The 17,565-nt window shown below is 53.4% G+C and carries 18 protein-coding genes; 9 read left to right on the top strand and 9 right to left on the bottom strand.

The window, feature by feature from the left end; all coding sequences use genetic code 11:
• Positions 1 to 176: 176 nt before the first annotated feature.
• The 5 genes from HMPREF9720_RS05340 to HMPREF9720_RS05320 all read right to left on the bottom strand — a co-directional run bounded on the left by HMPREF9720_RS05340 (position 177) and on the right by HMPREF9720_RS05320 (position 4,627).
• The gene (locus tag HMPREF9720_RS05340) at positions 177 to 1,619 is read right to left on the bottom strand and encodes an alpha-amylase (RefSeq protein ID WP_014775518.1); all 1,443 of its coding nucleotides are present in this window, start codon (positions 1,617 to 1,619) and stop codon (positions 177 to 179) included.
• A gap of 111 nt (positions 1,620 to 1,730) precedes the next feature.
• A complete protein-coding gene (locus HMPREF9720_RS05335; RefSeq protein WP_009597216.1) occupies positions 1,731 to 2,702 on the bottom strand; it encodes a manganese catalase family protein in 972 nt (323 codons plus the stop codon).
• A 42-nt stretch (positions 2,703 to 2,744) separates the two neighbouring features.
• On the bottom strand, positions 2,745 to 3,032 hold the full coding sequence (locus HMPREF9720_RS05330; protein WP_009597233.1) for a hypothetical protein: 288 nt from the start codon (positions 3,030 to 3,032) through the stop codon (positions 2,745 to 2,747).
• 11 nt (positions 3,033 to 3,043) lie between these two features.
• Positions 3,044 to 3,313: a hypothetical protein gene (locus HMPREF9720_RS05325; protein WP_009597172.1), complete on the bottom strand. Its 270-nt coding sequence runs from the start codon at positions 3,311 to 3,313 to the stop codon at positions 3,044 to 3,046.
• A 66-nt stretch (positions 3,314 to 3,379) separates the two neighbouring features.
• The gene (locus HMPREF9720_RS05320) at positions 3,380 to 4,627 is read right to left on the bottom strand and encodes a spondin domain-containing protein (RefSeq protein WP_009597240.1); all 1,248 of its coding nucleotides are present in this window, start codon (positions 4,625 to 4,627) and stop codon (positions 3,380 to 3,382) included.
• 354 nt (positions 4,628 to 4,981) lie between these two features.
• On the opposite strand from HMPREF9720_RS05320, the gene HMPREF9720_RS05315 reads away from it, so the two are divergent.
• The 3 genes from HMPREF9720_RS05315 (at position 4,982) to HMPREF9720_RS05305 (ending at position 7,178) form a co-directional block, all read left to right on the top strand.
• Positions 4,982 to 5,836, top strand: coding sequence for a VIT1/CCC1 transporter family protein (locus HMPREF9720_RS05315; protein WP_009597217.1), 855 nt, complete (start codon positions 4,982 to 4,984; stop codon positions 5,834 to 5,836).
• A 118-nt stretch (positions 5,837 to 5,954) separates the two neighbouring features.
• Positions 5,955 to 6,389: a PepSY-like domain-containing protein gene (locus HMPREF9720_RS05310; RefSeq protein WP_009597208.1), complete on the top strand. Its 435-nt coding sequence runs from the start codon at positions 5,955 to 5,957 to the stop codon at positions 6,387 to 6,389.
• A 102-nt stretch (positions 6,390 to 6,491) separates the two neighbouring features.
• Positions 6,492 to 7,178, top strand: a complete 687-nt coding sequence (locus HMPREF9720_RS05305; protein ID WP_009597193.1) for an SOS response-associated peptidase — start codon at positions 6,492 to 6,494, stop codon at positions 7,176 to 7,178.
• A gap of 61 nt (positions 7,179 to 7,239) precedes the next feature.
• Here HMPREF9720_RS05305 and HMPREF9720_RS05300 read toward each other — a convergent pair whose 3' ends face one another.
• The 4 genes from HMPREF9720_RS05300 to HMPREF9720_RS05285 all read right to left on the bottom strand — a co-directional run bounded on the left by HMPREF9720_RS05300 (position 7,240) and on the right by HMPREF9720_RS05285 (position 10,970).
• Positions 7,240 to 7,554 carry a hypothetical protein gene (locus tag HMPREF9720_RS05300; RefSeq protein ID WP_009597230.1) on the bottom strand — a complete coding sequence of 105 codons (315 nt, stop codon included), beginning with the start codon at positions 7,552 to 7,554 and terminating at the stop codon, positions 7,240 to 7,242.
• A 2-nt stretch (positions 7,555 to 7,556) separates the two neighbouring features.
• The gene (locus HMPREF9720_RS05295; RefSeq protein ID WP_009597184.1) at positions 7,557 to 7,817 is read right to left on the bottom strand and encodes a GlsB/YeaQ/YmgE family stress response membrane protein; all 261 of its coding nucleotides are present in this window, start codon (positions 7,815 to 7,817) and stop codon (positions 7,557 to 7,559) included.
• Positions 7,818 to 7,888: 71 nt separating this feature from the next.
• The gene (gene pulA / locus HMPREF9720_RS05290; RefSeq protein ID WP_009597246.1) at positions 7,889 to 9,856 is read right to left on the bottom strand and encodes a type I pullulanase; all 1,968 of its coding nucleotides are present in this window, start codon (positions 9,854 to 9,856) and stop codon (positions 7,889 to 7,891) included.
• A 10-nt stretch (positions 9,857 to 9,866) separates the two neighbouring features.
• Positions 9,867 to 10,970, bottom strand: coding sequence for a mechanosensitive ion channel family protein (locus tag HMPREF9720_RS05285; RefSeq protein ID WP_039939960.1), 1,104 nt, complete (start codon positions 10,968 to 10,970; stop codon positions 9,867 to 9,869).
• Positions 10,971 to 11,141: 171 nt separating this feature from the next.
• Here HMPREF9720_RS05285 and HMPREF9720_RS05280 point away from each other — a divergent pair, with 171 nt between their 5' ends.
• The 6 genes from HMPREF9720_RS05280 to HMPREF9720_RS05255 all read left to right on the top strand — a co-directional run bounded on the left by HMPREF9720_RS05280 (position 11,142) and on the right by HMPREF9720_RS05255 (position 17,142).
• Entirely contained in the window at positions 11,142 to 11,660 is a 519-nt protein-coding gene (locus tag HMPREF9720_RS05280) for an STM3941 family protein (RefSeq protein WP_009597249.1), read from the top strand.
• A 327-nt stretch (positions 11,661 to 11,987) separates the two neighbouring features.
• The gene (locus HMPREF9720_RS05275) at positions 11,988 to 13,244 is read left to right on the top strand and encodes a site-specific integrase (RefSeq protein ID WP_009597218.1); all 1,257 of its coding nucleotides are present in this window, start codon (positions 11,988 to 11,990) and stop codon (positions 13,242 to 13,244) included.
• 2 nt (positions 13,245 to 13,246) lie between these two features.
• Positions 13,247 to 14,176: a hypothetical protein gene (locus HMPREF9720_RS05270; RefSeq protein WP_009597237.1), complete on the top strand. Its 930-nt coding sequence runs from the start codon at positions 13,247 to 13,249 to the stop codon at positions 14,174 to 14,176.
• Positions 14,177 to 14,361: 185 nt separating this feature from the next.
• Entirely contained in the window at positions 14,362 to 14,646 is a 285-nt protein-coding gene (locus HMPREF9720_RS05265; RefSeq protein ID WP_306509120.1) for a DUF3853 family protein, read from the top strand.
• Between the two features lie 2 nt (positions 14,647 to 14,648).
• Positions 14,649 to 16,130 (top strand): DNA primase family protein, encoded by a 1,482-nt coding sequence (locus HMPREF9720_RS05260; RefSeq protein ID WP_009597235.1) that lies wholly within the window; start codon positions 14,649 to 14,651, stop codon positions 16,128 to 16,130.
• A 79-nt stretch (positions 16,131 to 16,209) separates the two neighbouring features.
• Positions 16,210 to 17,142 carry a BT4734/BF3469 family protein gene (locus HMPREF9720_RS05255; RefSeq protein WP_009597215.1) on the top strand — a complete coding sequence of 311 codons (933 nt, stop codon included), beginning with the start codon at positions 16,210 to 16,212 and terminating at the stop codon, positions 17,140 to 17,142.
• Positions 17,143 to 17,565: the final 423 nt, after the last annotated feature.

Genomic DNA, 17,565 nt, shown 5'->3' with positions numbered 1-17,565 from the left:
GAATTTAGTTTGACATTGTGCTGTCGTTCGTGCCGAAAAAACCTTTCGGCCGAAAGCAAGTTTGTAACGCTGCACTGTTGACGCAATATGCGGCGTTGCTCGGAAAGAATACAAAACGTATACCATTCCGGCCCGGCAGGCCGTTCTTTCGGCTGTTTCGGCCTATAGGGGACGCATTATTTTTTGACCCAGACGGCCAGTTTTCCTCCGTGTACCCTGAAGAGGGCCTTGCCGTCGTCTCCGATGACTATTTCGTCGTCGTAGCTTCCCGTGATCTCGTGCCACGTCTCATTGGCATGCGTTACGCCTACGGACATCACCTTTTCGCCGTCTTCGCCGTTGGAGAGCAGCAGCGCAAGTCCCGAATCCGGATGCTGCTCGTCGCCTGCGCGGGTGAACCCCACGGTGTTGGGATGGTCGAAGTAGTCGGTCTGCTCGCCGAAAGCCCGCGAGCGGCGTGCGTCGAGCAGTATGTCGAGAACGGCCCGGTGGGGCGACGCTTCGCCCTTCATGCTGTAATAGTCGCCGTAGAAGATGCAGGGGTACCCCTCCTTCATCAGCAGGATCAGGCCGTACGCCAGCGGCTTGAACCACGACTTGACCTGCGATTCGAGCGAACTGCCGCGCTGCGAGTCGTGGTTGTCCACGAACGTCACGGCGAGCGTGGGATGTTTCCGCACGAGGGTGTCGTCGAGCAGCGTCCGCAGGTCGAAATCGCGCCCCTGCTGCGAAGCGGTGAAGAGTTTGAAGTGAAGCGGCGCATCGAACAGGTCGATCTGGTGGTCCACGGCGTCGAGGTAGGCTTCCAGCGACTCGAAATCGCCGCTCCAGTATTCGCCGACGGCGTAGAACTCCTTGCCGCGCGAAGCCCGGACGCTGTGCATGAATTCGCCGATAAAGGTGTTGCGGATGTGTTTGAGCGCATCGAGACGCATGCCGTCGGCATCGAGCGTTTGGGCGATCCATGCGCCCCAGCGTTTCATCTCCTCGATCACTTCGGGATGGTCGAAATCCACGTCGTTGAAGATCAGGAAGTCGTAATTCCCGTTCTCGCCGTCTACCCCTTCGCTCCACTTCTTGCCTTCGCCTTGGATGAGGTAGATGGCCCGCTTGCCGGTCTCGTAAACCTGATCGGTTCCGGAGAAGTGGTACCAGTGCCATTTGAAGGGGGAGTACTTGTCGCCGCGCCCCGGAAAGGTATATCCGGTCCAGCCTTCGACTTCGACGGGGGCGCCGATCACCTGCTCGCGGTTTTCGGGATCGACTTCGCAGGCCATGAACTTCTCGGTGTAGTCGGCGCCGGTTTTCTGGTTCATCACCGTGTCGATATAGACCGAAATCCCGTTGGCGTGCAGCGCCGCGATCGCCTCCTCCAGCTCTTGTCGCGTGCCGTACTTGGTGCGGACGGTGCCTTTCTGGTCGAACTCGCCCAGATCGTAGAGGTCGTAGACGGCGTATCCCTCGTCCTGCTGTTCGTCGGCTTTGTAGGCCGGCGGGATCCAGACCGAGGTGACGCCGACGTCGTGCAGGTGTCGGGCGTCCTCTTTCAACTGCGTCCACAATTTACCGTCATTGGGCAGATTCCATTCGAAATACTGCATCATTACTCCGTTTTTCATAAATATATGTATTTGATGTTTGCGGTATTTTGCTGCAAAGCGCATGCAAAACAGGAAGAACGCTCCGGCTGAAATTCCGGAGCGTTCACACCCAGCGGGCCGACGGGATATTTAGTCCTGTTCGACCGGCTGGCGGCGGGACGCCTTGGTGTCTTGCGGTTCGTACTCGCACCACCGGAGGTTCTTCTCCGGCGTCGCCTTGCGGATTTCGCCGCTGCGCTCCTTGCTGAGTTTCTTGTCCGCACTGCGCACCGAAGCTTCGGTGCGGGGTGTTCCCTGCGGTTTGAGCTGCGTGAGTCCGTCGGTTTCGAGCACCTGCTCGCGCGGGTCCTCGACATAGAGCCACTCTTCGCCCAGTCCGGTGCTTTCGCCCTCGTTCCACGGGCCGCGGGCATCCTCTCCCGTCGAATGATTGGAGTAGATGTTGCTGTAGCGGGGATCGCTCTGGAGCACTCCCGGCGGGAAGTTGGGCTGGATGGTCCCCAGCGCCGCTTCGAACTGCTGGAAGTGCGCCACTTCGCGTGTCATCAGGAAGTTGAGCGTCGCCAGCACGTCTTTGTCGTCGGTGAACTGCATCAGGTATTCGTAGACGATCTTGGCGCGCGATTCGGCAGCTATGTCCGAACGCAGGTCGACCGTCAGGTCGCTGTTGGCATTGACGTAGGAGCCTTGCCAAGGCACGCCGTTGCTGTCGGTGAGACGCGGACCGCCGCCCGTCAGTACGCCGAACTGCGGATTGATCGAAAAGGCCGAATGGATGAAATCGTCCTTCGAAATGCTTTCGCCGAAGACGTCGTTGCGCTCGGCCGCATCCTTCAGGTTGCCGTTGACGCCGGCGAGCAGCATCTGGATCGTGGCGCCGACGATTTCGAGGTGGCCCAGCTCTTCGGTGGCGATATCCATCAGCATGTCGTATTTGTCCGGATAGGGGTTGTGGCAGGCGAACGCCTGCACGAAATACTGCATCGCGGCTTTCAGCTCGCCGTTGCCGCCGCCGAATTGTTCGAGCAGCAGCCGCGCGAAGCGGGGATCGGGTCTCGACACCCGCGCTTTGAACTGGAGTTCTTTGGAATGGTAAAACATATATTCGCTGTATTAAGTTGAATATGCCGGAAGCCGGCCTGACTATTGTTTCTGCTTGAGACTCTCCTCGTTCATGCGGCTTCCGACGCTCTGTTTCCGGTCGGAACCCTTCTCCTGCCAGTAGGAGCTCTTCTTCGAGCCGTATTGCTCCTTGTTGTCCGGCTGCTGCCGGTAGCTGCTGCCTTCGGTGCTGCCTGCGTGCATGCCGCTGTTGTCGCGGTTGTGGCTCCGGCTGTCGAGGTCGTTCGTATTGCCGTTTTGCATCGGGGAGGTCTGCGTATCGTTTTGCTGTTCACGGCTTTCGCCGTGCATCTGGTTTGTCTTGTCCATAATCGTGATTTTTAAATGATTCGGTTTAATCTGTCCGTCCCGGATTCGGGGCGGTCGTGACCTTCGGTCTTGACGATCTTGTTGTAAAGGCCCATGATCAGCAGCGGGGCGGCCCACTGGCCGACGAGCAGCGCTGCGGATTTACGGCCGCGGAACATCATGCAGGCCGAGACCGCCAATGCGCCCAGACCGGCGCTCAGGTAGACCATCGAGGGAATTTTGGAGGTCTTTTTTTCTACGGCAACGGTAACCTTGCCTTCTTGTGATTTGTCGTTTGTCATGATTGTACGGGTTTAAAAACCGGAGCAGTTTCCTGCTCCGGCCGCAATTAACACACACGACGATCCTTAGTAGATCGTTATCTTGACGATTCCGTCGACGGCGGGAACCGGGTAGGTGTCGCCGACTGCGCTGATGGCCTTGTCTTCGGGCATCAGCGTTCCGCCGAATACGGACTGGGCATTGCCGGCGCCGGGATACTGGCTTACGGCCGTACCGTCGTCGAGCAGGACGGTCTTGCTCGTTATGTCGCCTTTGGTCAGTGCGTTAAGCTCAGGACCGTTGGCGAAGAACCAGTCGTTCGAATAGCCGAACATCGTTGCGAACGCTACCTTTTCGTTGGCTGCGGCCTCATAGGTGCATTCCATGCTCTCGCCCGGCAGGGCGGTCTTCGTAATCGTGTAGATCTTGCGCACCTGCGGGACTTTTTCGAGCGAAGCTTTCAGCTGTCCCGGATCGCCGCGCTGTGCGAGAGCCGCCAGACCGAGCTGTGCGTCTTTCTGTCCCAGCTGATAGATCGGGTTGGTGTTGCCCGTGTAGACTACTACGATGGCGCCGTGCAGCGTGGTGATGATTCCCGTCTGATCGGCTACGAGCGACTTCAGGGGATCGACGTTGCCCGCTTCGGCCAGCTTGGTCAGCTCCACGCCCGATTTCTGATCGACGTTGAAGAACGGCTTCTCCATCACCAGCTTGCCGTCGAGCATATTCGATACGACGAATACGCCGCCGGAGAACGGAGTCTCGTTCGAGGTGCCGTTAGAGATGTTGGAGATCGTGCAGGTGAACAGCGACTGTACGGCGTCGAAAGTCAGACTTACCTGAAGCAGGCTCGAAGCCGCCGGGTAGGTGTGACCCTCCGTGTCCGTACCGTTCACCTCGCTCACTACGCCGGCCTGAGCTACGCCCGGATGGTTGACGTTGGGGCCGGGCTGTTCATTGACGCGGGTTCCGTTGTCCCAGAGTTTCACGGCATTGGCTATGACGCCGGTATAGGGGACGCCCGCATCGTTGAAGAGCGCGATGCCCGGATTCTCAGGGGCGAAGAAGAGGTCGTTGGAGTAGGAATACATCGTGGCGAACATCAGCCGCTGTCCTTTGGCCGCATGGAATGTGAACGAAGTCGTCGCACCGGGAGCCACGGCGGCGAACGTGCCGCTCTGAACGTAATTCTTCGTCGGGATTACGTTTTCGAACTTGATCGTCGGCTTCGTGCCGGGGGCGCTGTTGTCGTCATCGTCGTCACAGGCCGTAAAGGCGAATCCTGCGAAAAGCAAAGCCGCAGCGAATGCGGTGAAAAAGTACTTTTTTTTCATAGTTGATAGAATGATTAATTAAGTTAATACTCGGTTAAACCGTTATTGCCATTTATATTAAGGTATATGCTCGTATTTGTTGTCCGGCACCCTTTTCGATGCAGTTGCGTGCATCATTTATGCCATGAAAAATACTTTTGGATGGATTGAAAAAACGGGAGGATGGATATTCCTGCAAAACACGCAGTAAGGGGTGGATGGATTTTTTTCGGGTTTTCGGACCCTGAGGTAGAAGCTTCTTCCTGCGGAGGTTCGGTCGCTGTTCGGCAGATTTTTTGCGGACCCCGGAGTGTAGGCCCGCCACTCCCCGGCCGGGGAGGCTCCGGGTGAAATAACCACACAAACGGGACTGCGATGACAAAAAACCTTTTGACCCTGCAACGGGACGAGACTACCTTGTGCGAAGTTTACCGCCGGCTGGCCGGACTGGAAAAGGATCCGGTCCGCCGACGGACGCTGCTGCGTATCATGCAGGACGAAAGACGGCATTGCGAGGTCCTCAGAAGCCGTACGGGCCGTACGGTGACTCCCGATCCCAAACGTGTTTTGTGGTATGTGGGCATGGTCAGGGTGCTGGGACGGGCTTTCGTGGTCCGGCAGATGGAGCAGTGTGAGAAAGGCACGGCGGCAAGCTATTCGCGCTATCCCGAACGCGAGGAGTTCGTGCGGATAGCTTCGGAGGAGCGACGTCACGGGGAGGAGCTGACGACGCTGGCCGGCGGGATGCGATTGTGCTACATAAGTTCGGTCGTGCTGGGGTTGAACGACGCTTTGGTCGAGTTCACGGGGGCGTTGGCCGGATTCACGCTGGCGCTGAACGAGCCGCGGCTCGTGGCGCTTACGGGCGGCATCACGGGCATTGCCGCGGCCCTCTCGATGGCGGCTTCCGAATACCTCGCGACCAAGTCGGAAAAGGGCCGGGAGAAGCATCCGCTGCGGGCTGCGGTCTGCACCGGAGTCACCTATCTGGTGACGGTCGCCATACTGATACTTCCCTATCTGCTCTTTTCGAGTGCGCTTGCCGCGCTGGGCGTCATGCTTCTGGCGGCCCTGACCGTGATCGCCCTGTTCAATTACTATTACGCCGTGGTCCTGTGCGAGAGTTTCAGACGGCGTTTTTTCGAAATGGCCCTGCTGAGTTTCGGCATCGCCGGAATCAGTTTCCTGATCGGCTATATCCTCAAGTTGTTTACGGGTGCGGACGTATGACGCGGCCCCTGAAAAAATTGATTCTCAGTATGAAAAATATTTTTCGAACAATTTCAACCTCAATGGAATACCATTTGCAGGTATTCCGGTATCATTCATCACTTAAATTCTTTATATTATGAAAAAAATTCTTTTACTCGTCGCGGCTGCGGTATTTGCTTTTGCCGTAAGCGCTGCTCCCCAGAAGGTGGATTTCGGTAAACTGCCGAAGAACTCGCAGGAATTCATTCAGAAAAATTTCCCCGGCGAAAAGGTGAAGGCCGTGGAGATGGACCGCGAGGCGTCGTGGGACAAGTACACTGTCTACTTCAACAGCGGCAACCAAGTCTCTTTCGAGGGCGGCAGCGGCGATTGCTCGCAGATCATCATGAAGAACGGTTCGGTTCCCATGTCGGTGATTCCCGCCAAGATCAAGACCTATGCAGGCAATAACTATGCGGGGCAGCGGATCGTCATGATGGAGACGACCGCCGACGGCTACAAGGTGGCCCTCGCGGACAAGACGGTGCTCGATTTCGATAAGGACGGCAACTTTACGAAAGCTACGAAATAGTTTTTGCCGTATGAAAAGCGCAGGGGGCGACCGTCGTCATGCTCCCTGCGTTTTTATGTCTCGAACGGGCCGTGCAGGTCCGAATTGTAATCCTATCATGCCATGTGTTATCATATTTTCCTCGCTGCCGGGCCTGAGGAACTTGCCCGGCATTTCGGCCGGAAGGCCGATCTGATCCGTAATCTCCGCCCGCCCGTCCGTGCCTGCGCGTTTTCGCACCTCCCCTATCCGGTCCTGACCGGGGACGAACAGATCCGGTATTCCCGGTGGGGGCTGATTCCCTATTGGCTGCGCAGACCGGAGGATGTCGTGACGGTCCGCAACCAGACGGTCAACGCCCGTGCGGAAACCATTTTCGAAAACGCGTCGTTCCGGGTTCCGATCCGTCAGAGACGGTGTCTGGTTCCCGTGAGCGGATTCTACGGATGGCGCCATGAACAGCATCGGAAAATCCCCTTGTACGTGACCCTGAAGGAGCGTCCTCTCTTCTCATTGGCCGGGATTTACGATCGCTGGTACTGCCGTGCGACCGCTGCGTGGACGACGACATTCTCGATAATCACTACCGAAGCCAATCCGTTGATGCGCTACGTCAACAACGCCAACGGCCGGATGCCCGTCATTCTCCGTCCCGACGATGAGAGCCGCTGGCTCAGTCCCGCGCTGTCCGATGCGCAGATCGCCGCCCTGCTCAAATCTTATCCGGAGCAGGAGCTGCACAGCGAACCCGTGCGGTGCGACTTCATGCACGAAGTCGCTGCCGATCCGGGCATACTCGTACCGGCTTAGGCGGGCGCAGCAAAAAAGGGAAGTCCGAAGACTTCCCTTTTCTGTTGCCGGGACTGCCGGGTCATACTTTCTCCTTGATCCGGTTCGCCGCCTGCGTCGCCGTCTCTTTTACCTTGTGGGCGGCTTTGGTCATGCCCTCTTTGGTGGCATTCTTGACTTTTGTGCCGGCCTCTTCGATTTTGCCGGCCATCTTGTGAACGCCCGTTCGGGCTTCGTTCTTCGCTTCGATGGCCGCCTCTTCGGCGTCATCCTTCAGCTTCTGCATGTTTTCCTGCAGGTTGTGTCTGGCCTTCTGGCCGTGTTCTTCTACCTTGTGAACCGCTTTTTCGGCGTGCTCCCGGTAGGTTTCATTCTCTTTAGTCGAATACTTTTCCATAATTACATCGTTTTAGCGGGTTTGTGCCGTGTGAACAGCGATACGATCCACAGCAGGACGATGGCGCCGATGATCGAGGCGAGGAAAGTTCCCCATGTGCCCGTCGGAACCCATCCGAACAAAGAAACGAGCCAGCCGCCCAGAATGCCGCCGATCAGACCGACGATCAGATTGACCAGCAATCCGGAGCCGCTGCCCTTGAAAATCAGGCTGGCGATCCATCCGGCCGCCAAGCCGATGAGTAAATACCATAAGAAATACATAATTTTTATAATTTTGGTTGACAGTCAATGTAATACAAAATTTGTACCCCGGAGGATGAACTTCCGGGAAATTATTCGCAATATGCGATAAGCGCCGAGGAGGGGGCCATGCGGACGACCTCTCCGGAGAGACGCTCGCGGCTGTCGGGATCGATCCGGCCGTCGCGGCAGACCACGATCCGCTCCGCTTCGGGAATCCGGAATTCGGCCGGATGGCGATTGCCGTTGTAGGCCACCAGTATCTCTTTCCACGCATCGCCGTTGGCGTGTTCGCCCAAAGTATAGGCGATCACGCCCGAATCGCCCGTGTCGAGGAACCGGAGCCACTGCCGCAGCCCTTCGGCCGTCGGGATGCGGAACGCCGGATGCGCTTTACGCAGGGCGATCAGTTGCCGGATGTAGTCGAACAGCCCGCGGTGTTCGGCTTTCAGCGCCCAGTCGATTTGGTTGACGGCATCGGGCGAGCGGAAGCTGTTCGGTTCGCCCTGCTTGTCCTGCATCATCTCCTCGCCGGCGCGGATGAAGGGAACGCCCTGCGCCGTGAGCAGGATGGTGTGTATCAGTTTGTCGATCGGGAGCAGCTCCTCTTCTGCCCGGTCGCCCGTGACGGAGAGCCGGAGTTTGTCGATGACCGTGTAACCGTCGTGGCTGGCGACGAAGTTGACCGCTTGGGACGGGGCGGCCGCGTAGGGCACGGAGCTGTACAGCAGTCCGTTGTAATCTACCTGAGGATGCTGCGTGGCGCCGACGATCCCGAATTTTACGGGTTCGTAGTGTCCGCCGATATTTCCGGAAGCGTATCCGCAGGCGTGTTCGTCGAACGTGCTGCCCCGCACGGCGTCGCGGAAGTCGTCGCAGAAGACGGCGATGCCCTCCATCTGTCCGACGTGGTCCCGCACGGCGCGTTTTTCCGGCGGCAGGGGAGAGTCGGCCGCAAGCCACCCCTCGCCGTAGATGAAGATGGTCGGGTCGATTTTCGACAGCTCCTCCCGGATGCGGTTCATCGTCTCGATGTCGTGTATGCCCATCAGGTCGAACCGGAAGCCGTCGATATGGTACTCCTTCGCCCAGAATTTGACGGACTCGACGATGTAGTGCCGCACCATCGCGCGCTCCGAAGCCGTTTCGTTGCCGCAGCCGGAGGCGTCGGAATAGGAGCCGTCGGCGTTGTGGCGGTAAAAGTAGCCGGGGACGGTAAGGTTGAAATTCGAATGCTCCACCGAGGCCGTGTGGTTGTAGACCACGTCGAGAACGATGCGCATGCCGTTCCGGTGCAGGCTTTGCACCATTTGCTTGAACTCCCGGATGCGTGCCGCGGGGTCGGCCGGATCGGTGGAGTAACTGCCTTCCGGAACGTTGTAGTTCTTCGGGTCGTATCCCCAGTTGTAGGTCTTGTCGTTCAGTCGGGCTTCGTCCACGGTCGCGTAATCGAAGGAGGGCAGGATGTGTATGTGCGTTACGCCCAGCTCTTTGAGGTGGTCCAGTCCCGACGCCTCCCCTTGGGGTGTCTTGGTGCCGGTTTCGGTCAGGGCGAGGAATTTGCCTTTGTTTTCGATCCCGGAATCGGGGGCGACGCTGAAGTCGCGGTGGTGCAGTTCGTAGAGAATGATGTCGGAATACATTTTCAGTTCGGGCGCACGGTCCGCCTCCCAGCCTTCGGGATCGGTCTCGCGCAGGTCGATTACGGCCGCCCGGTCGCCGTTTACTCCGACCGCCTTGGCCCAGATGCCGGGCGTTTCGTCCAGCCATTTCCCCTCTTTCTCGATCTGGAAGGTATAGAAAGTCCCTTTCAGATCGCGCTCCGCGGCGACGCGCCATGTCCCGTCGTCGGAGGGCCGCATCTCCAGCCGCTCCTCCGGTTCCCCGCCTTCGCCCGAAGCGTAGAGGTTCAGCCGGACCTTGTCGGCCGTGGGCGCCCAAAGTGTAAAGACGGAACGCTGGGGAGTGTACGCCAGCTCCAGATCGCTCCCGTAATAACAGGGATATTTGTCGAACGCATCCGGCTGGCCGGTCGCGGGACGGTTTTGCTGAGTCGTCATGGGATGTTTTTTAGGAGTTCTGAATTTGCGTACCGTCTGCGGCTGCCGGTTCGCCGCCGGCTTTTTCCGCGTCGTCCTGATGCACGAGCAGCGTGCGTGTGGGGAAGGCGAATGTGAGTCCCGCTTTGGCGAAGGAGTCGAGGATCTCCAGATTCACGTCCGATGTCGTTTTCAGGACGTCGCCCTGCTTCTCGATGTAGTAGTAGAACGTGACGACCAGCGCCGAGTCGGTGTAGTCCGAGAAGTAGGCCGTGACGTCCGACGGATTTCCGGAAACGTCCTTGATTTTCGCGGGGATGGCCCGCAGTATCTCCAGCGCCTGTTTCATCTTTTCGGCTCCCGTGTCGTAGGTCAGCCCCAGCTTCACCATGGCCCGCCGCATCGGCTCCGAGGAGATGTTGACGATGGAGGCGTCCGTGATCTTGTAGTTCGGATAGCTCGTGATGCGCCGGTCGTAGCCCAGTATCCGCGTGCTGCGCATGCCCACGTCGATCACGGTTCCCTCCAGTCCGTTCACGTTGATCGTGTCGCCGATGCCGAAAGGCTTGTCCGTAAAGATGGTGAATGCGCCGAAGATGTTCTTCACCGTGTCCTGCGCGGCCAGCGCGAAGGCGATGCCGCCGATGCCCAGCGTACCCCACAACGCATTGATGTCGACACCCACGTTGCTCAGGGCCGTTACCAGACCGATGATCCAGATCAGGACCAGAATCGTCCGCCTGACCACCGGCATCATTTTCACCGCATGGCCGTCCGACCTTTGTCCCCAGTACTGCTGGAGCAGGGCCGTGGAGAGACGTGCGAGGACCCACGTTATGTCCAGTATGATCAGTATGCGGTAGGCGTTGTCTACGTACTTCACCAACTGGTCGGGATAGACCAGCCGGTGAATGGCGATCCAGATGCCCAGCAGCATCACGGCGAATTTCAGGGGCGCTTCGAGGGAGTAGTAGATGATGTCGTCCACCCGGTTGTTCGTGCGGGCGATAAACGGCTTTATGACCTTCCTGCCCAGCAGGGAGAGCAGTTTTACGACGACGAACGCCCCTATTACGATGAGTATGGAAACGATCCATGTCTGGACCGTATTTCCCCAAATTTCATATTCCAACATTTTTCGATCGGTTTTAAATTATCTGTTCAATTTGTTATTTATGTCTCCTCTTTTGCCATCCGGATTTTTACAATGGCGCATGCCGCGAGGTTTTTTTTCTTATCCGGAGATTCAATTTTTATGCCTTTGGAGACAAATTTGCACGATTTCGAAATGAAAATCTGGTTGAGGATGAGGATGATAATTCATAAATCGAGGAAGAAGGCGGTGTGTATCACCGTCGCAGGACTGCTTGCGGGCATCGCCGGCGGACTTGTTCTGTACTATGTCCGCGACGTCGTTCTGGGGTGGTGTTTCGTGATAACGGCGGGCTTCGCCCTGTTGTACGGCATGGGATCGCTGTTCGACCGCCGGACCTATATCGTCCTGACCGAATACGGCATCACCGAACCGTTCGCGATCCGCGAGCAGATCGAGTGGGATGCCGTCCTTTACGCGGACGACTTCTATTTCCGGGGCCGGTACTGGGTCCGGCTGCTGCTCGGCCGCGACTACAAGCCGCAGCTCATAAGGCCGGCTTGGTTCTGGCGGTTCGACCGTCTCTACGAGTCGAAAGGCGTCAAGGCGGTTTATATCCGTACGATGGGACTGGAGGTCGATTCGATGCGGCTGGCCGCACTGATCCGCAGGATGAAAGAGGCGGATATGTCCGAGAGGATCGGACTGCTCAGGGAATTCCGTTCGGAGTGACGCGGAATCCGGTGTACTTTTTCAGCCGATTTTCAGGTACACCGAATAGGCCACCGCCGACCTGCGTTACATTGCTTTTTAATGCCTGTGGACTAAATACACAAAACCCTGCAAATGTGTGATTTGCGGGGTTTTGCTATTTTATTCGTTGTATTTCAGCGGAGAGAGAGGCTTCATAACCTATAATTCACATTGATTCGGATTAATTGATAAATAGTACTGTATTAAAGTGATTTATATTTGCATAGTTCAGAATAGTTTTTTGTAGTTTATCGTATTTTATGGAAAAGTGTGCTTATATTTGTGCGTAACTATTTCATGTAGAATATGGCGGTAAACTTTTATCTGAACAGCAGAGGCGATAAACACGGGGATTTCCCGATACGTGTTTCCATAGCCATCGGCGGAATAAGGCTTCTTACGTCCGTAGGGTACAGTATCAACCCTGCGAAATGGGACAGTTCCAAGCAGAAGGTCAGGCAGGGGGCGTCCAATGCGAAGGGAATAACGTACAACGTCATCAATTCCCACCTCAATAATATCGTTCAGCAGAGTATTGATTTCGAGAATAAATGCCTGACTGAAAAACTGAAGGTTACCAAGGAGCTGATTCAGCAAAATATCAACACCAACAAAAACAAACTGGATGACGTGGGTGAGATACGTGAAAAAACGCTGTTCGATGTCTTCGATGAGTTCATTAAGGAGATAGGAAATATAAACGGGTGGACGCACGGTACGTATGAAAAATACATCGCCCTGCGGAATCATCTGTATATCTTCTCGCCAAACTTGTCGTTCGACGATCTGACGGAAAAGGGACTTGCGGATTTCATTACTCATCTTCGGGACGAAAAAGGGCTTCGCAACAGCACGATAGGAAAGCAGTTGGGGTTCTTAAAATGGTTTCTGAAATGGTCTGCGAACAATGGTTACCACAAGAATATGGCTTACCTCTCCTTTAAGCCCAAATTGAAAACGACCGAGAAACGTATCATTTACCTCACTTGGGATGAACTGATGACCGTTTACAACTTTCCGATACCGGAGAGTAAGAAATATTTGGATCGGGTTCGGGATGTTTTCTGCTTTTGCTGTTTCACTTCGCTGCGTTATTCGGATGTCTATAATCTGAAACGGTTTGATATCAAAAACGGGGCGCTTCATATTACAACGGTAAAAACAGCGGACAGCCTTACAATCGACCTGAATAAATACAGTCAAGCAATACTCGATAAATACGACGGGGTTCCGTTTGAGGATAATAAGGCATTGCCCGTAATATCGAATCAAAAGATGAACGATTATATCAAGGAACTCGGCCAATTGTGCGGTCTGGATCAACCCGAAACGGTTACCTATTATGTAGGGAACGAACGGGTCGATGAGGTTTATCCGAAATACGAACTGATGGGTACACATACGGGGCGGCGGACATTTATAAGCAATGCAATCATGATGGGCATACCCCCGCAAGTGGTGATGAAATGGACGGGGCACAGCGACTATAAAGCGATGAAGCCCTATATAGCCATTGCGGATTCGGCAAAAGCCGAGGCGATGAAATTGTTTAATGAAAAATAGATATGAATAATCCGACAGCAGAAATCGACAATCTCATACGCAGGATTGACGACGAACTTTTAATATTGCAGGATGCGCCCCGACTGAAAAAATACAAGTTCTATAATTTCGGTGTTGCATTGAAGCATTTAATCGAGTCCTGCCAAAAACACGGATTGGATACCAATCCGTATTATGGGCATAAAATTCAGGAATATATCGCGGTCTATCGTGATTTATTCGGCGGTGCTGATTTGAAAAACAATGTGGTGTCCGATTTGCAGCCGAATGGCGTTATCATTGTATCCAGCAGTCTGCCCCCAAAGGTTAGTAAGGTGTGTGAGCTATTGGCGGGATGCAAGGTCGATTACTCCGTTTTTGTTTCCGAAAAGTGTCCGGAGCCGAATATTATCCTATCAAAATACAATGTTGATAAATATTCCGATGAAACGGAATACTATAAAGCCTGTGCAGGAGCCTACTGCCATCTAACCGAGGTGTGTTGGAATGTAGGACGTCGGTTTAACATGGGTGCGAACGGTCATGGTACACTTATTATTTTTGAGCAGTATATCGCCGATTTGAAAGCGAAACGGGCGATGAAAGATACCCCTCCATTTGAAACGTTTGTGCCTAATATGGAGCTATTCGCATCGCTTTTTGTTCCGGAAAGAAAAGGTTGGTGGAACAATCTCATCATCGACATTACCGGAGCCTTGAAAAGCGGAAAAGGGGGATTGACCGTTGTAGCCATGGCAAAAGTGCTGTATGATAGCGGCAAGTTGCATCCGGTGACGAAACCCAAGAATTTTGCGGCGTGGCTGAAGATATTTTGTCAAGCATGGAGCCTTGACAAAATTCCCACCAGCAAGGCAGGGAACAATGGAGTTAAGAAAGAGATAACCCGAATTCATCGTCTGTTTTATTATTTAGACGGAGCGATTCCCAAATAATTCCCGTTTCCGATTCCCATAGATTCCCTTTTGGCAGGCAGCCCTCTGAATTTCAGAGGGCTTTTTTATGCTCTTGATTCCTATATATTTGTAATTCTGTTGATTGCATTGCGTTTGTTAATTTTGTCGTGTCAGCTGATGGCAACGAGGGGTCGCTCCCCGATTCATTAACAATTATTTCAGACATGATGAACTTGTATGAATTAAAACGGAAACCGGTGTGGCAGATGAACGGGGAGGAACTTTTGGAACTCCAACGTTTAGCCGCACCCCAAAGAGTTGAATCCGCCGAGGTAAAGGAGCCTCGATTGGTCTATGGTCTGCGTGGGTTGTGCGAACTACTCGGCTGTTCGCGCACTACTGCGAATAAGATTAAGCACGATCCTCGTTTGCGGGGATGCTACTCGCAGGCAGGGAAGAAAATCGTATTCGATGCCGAAAAGGTACTTAAAGCGTTAGGAAGGGAATAAGTATGGGAACGATTAATTATGCAGAACTACAACAGGATATACTGAATACCTTGGTGAAACAGGTAACTCCTGTCAATTTCAAGAATTTGGCTTACCCCGAAGCGAAGCTGCTCCAAAAACAGCTTGCCGGATGCGCCCCTGACAGCGATATGGCGCAGAGCATTCAGAAGAAACTGTTGAAAATGAAAGTCAATGAAAAACACTACGTGATTTTCACCATTGAGGAGATTGCGAGGTTGGCCGAAAAAAACGATTGGGGGCTGTGCCGCAATCAGAACGAAATATACCTGTATAACGGGATGTTCTGGTCGAGGCTCGATGTCGATGCCTTCCAGAAATTTCTGTTGAAAGCCTCGGAGCGGATGGGCGTTCCTATCGTATCGTCCAAATACTACCAATTCGGGAAGAAACTGTTCGAACAGTTTATGATGCAGTCCTATTTGCAAAGCCCGGCGGCCAATTCCAATGTGGTGCTTATAAATCTACTGAACGGAACGTATGAGATTAGAAACGGTCAGGGGAAACTGCGGAAATTCTGCAAAGATGATTTTCTGACGCATCAGCTCCCTTTCAAATACAATCCAGATGCGGCGGCTCCTCTCTTCGACAAATACCTGTCCAAAGTACAGCCGGATGAATCCGCCCGAAAGGTGCTGGCCGAATACATCGGCTACCTCTTTATAAAGACGGGCAATACGATTCTGAAAGAGGAAAAGGCATTGATGCTCTACGGCGGCGGCGCGAACGGTAAGTCGGTGTTCTTCGAAATTGTAAACGCCCTGCTCGGCGCTGAAAATGTCATCTGTCATTCGTTGCAGGATTTGACCGATGGGAGTGGATATTACCGGGCGCAGTTAGCGAATAAGTTGGTGAACTATGCGAGTGAAATCAATGGCAAATTGGAGTCGTCCATATTTAAGCAACTTGTTTCCGGTGAGCCTGTGTCGGCCCGGTTGCCCTATGGCAAGCCGTTTCATCTTACGCACTATGCCCGGCTTATTTTTAACTGTAATGAACTTCCGAGAGGTAACGAGTTTACGGATGCTTATTTCCGTCGGTTTCTGATTGTCCCGTTCGATGTAACGATTCCGCCCGAAGAACAGATTAAGGACTTACATAGCCAGATTATCGAAAACGAGCTTGCCGGAGTATTCAATTGGGTGCTTCGCGGACTTGCAAGACTTCTGAAACAGAATGGATTTACCGAATGTATTGCGGCGCGTAGAGCCGTTGAAGATTACAGATTGCAGTCCGACAGTTTGAGGCAGTTCCTCAACGACGAAAGGTATAAATCGGATGTCAATGTGAAAACAAAGATTGTCGATTTATATATCGAATATAAATACTATTGTCAGGAAAACGGGTTTTACCATTTGACCAAACCCAATTTCATCAAGCGGCTTAAATCATACGGCATTCAGGTTGCGACGATAAACGTGGGCAACGTTGCATATTTGAAGAAACATAAATCCGATGAAGAATAAATTTCATTCTAAATCTTCATAAAATTAACCTTCTTAACCATTCGGCCAACCTTGGGCCGAAGTATTAAAAGTTTTCGGTATGAAAAACAGACTGGATGTAGCTGTCAGCTACTACGAGCACATCTATACAAAATTCCCAGTAAGAGCGACTCTAATCGACCTCTTGACCACAAATCGCTACAAATCCCGTGTTCTGGCTGTCCGGACAGAATCAGACGCAAGGAAGAAAAAAGAGTTGAAAACTCGACTGCCTGCATTCACGCCGTCCGGTTTGTTCCGGGGCGGGGCGGCAAACACGTTGCTGAAACCCACCGGACTGATTTGTATGGACATCGACAGGAAAGATAATTTGCAGGTCGAGGGGTATGACAGGTTGAAAGATCAGCTCGGTAGACTACCTTATGTCGCATTTTGCGGACGGTCTGTCGGCGGTGAAGGATATTATGCGATTGTCCCTATAGCGCAGCCTAACAAGCTACTGTTGCATTTCCGGAGTTTGCAGACCAAGTTTTCCGCGATGGGGATTACCATAGACCCGTCCTGTTGTGACATTTCCCGAAAACGATTCGTGTCTTATGACCCGGAGCCGTATATCAACCAAGAGGCGGAAATATACGAGGGATTGGGATTGGCGGACGGCGCGGCTGTGCCTGACATTACCGGGAATGCAACTCTACCCGGAACGGACAGCGAAGACGAGCCGCTGAAAGAGGTGCTCAAGTATATCCAAATAATCGAGCAGAAAAAGGTAGATATTACCGCAGGTTATGCAAATTGGCTGCGGATAGGCTATGCGTTGCATAACGCCTTCGGGGATTTCGGCCGGGAGTTATTTCATCGGGTCAGCAGTTTCCATCCCCGATACAGCTATGTCGAAACGGATAGGTTGTTTAGCGGCCTTTCGAAAGGAAACTGCGCAAATCAGGTAACCATTCGCTCGTTCTTCTATTTTGTTCGCCAACATGGGTTGGATGCGGCTGCTGACTTTGGGGTTAGTGATGAGAAAGGTTAAAAATATGAGCCTGTCGAAAATAGATTTAATTTTCATTCTTTCATTGAATAGGCTATATATGCGCATTTTTAATGGTCAGGTAATGGATTTCTTTGGTTGAAGTGTTTTGTTGTCCTATAATGAAAGAAAACGGCCATTTCGCATGGGGTATGATATCTTTTTGGAATAGGGTTCGATAAAAGGTGCATAAAGACCATAATCTGTACGTGGAATTGTCGCGCGCAGCGCTGACGCCCGCGCGATGTCCTGCGAATACAGTTGAAGGACTGGGCTTTTATCTGTCGGAATTTTCACTATCTTTGCCATCGACATATAAAATAGCGTTTGCTATTTGTTTTTGCTGAAAAACGACCAAATTTTATCAGGAATCAAAAACAATAAGTTGAACGCTCACGCTTGGCGTGGGCTTTACTTATTTGATTC

The organism is Alistipes sp. HGB5 (genome assembly GCF_000183485.2).
Lineage (GTDB): Bacteria > Bacteroidota > Bacteroidia > Bacteroidales > Rikenellaceae > Alistipes > Alistipes finegoldii.
Note: the sequence above shows the minus strand (reverse complement) of the source record. Positions and strands in the feature narration are given on the sequence as shown.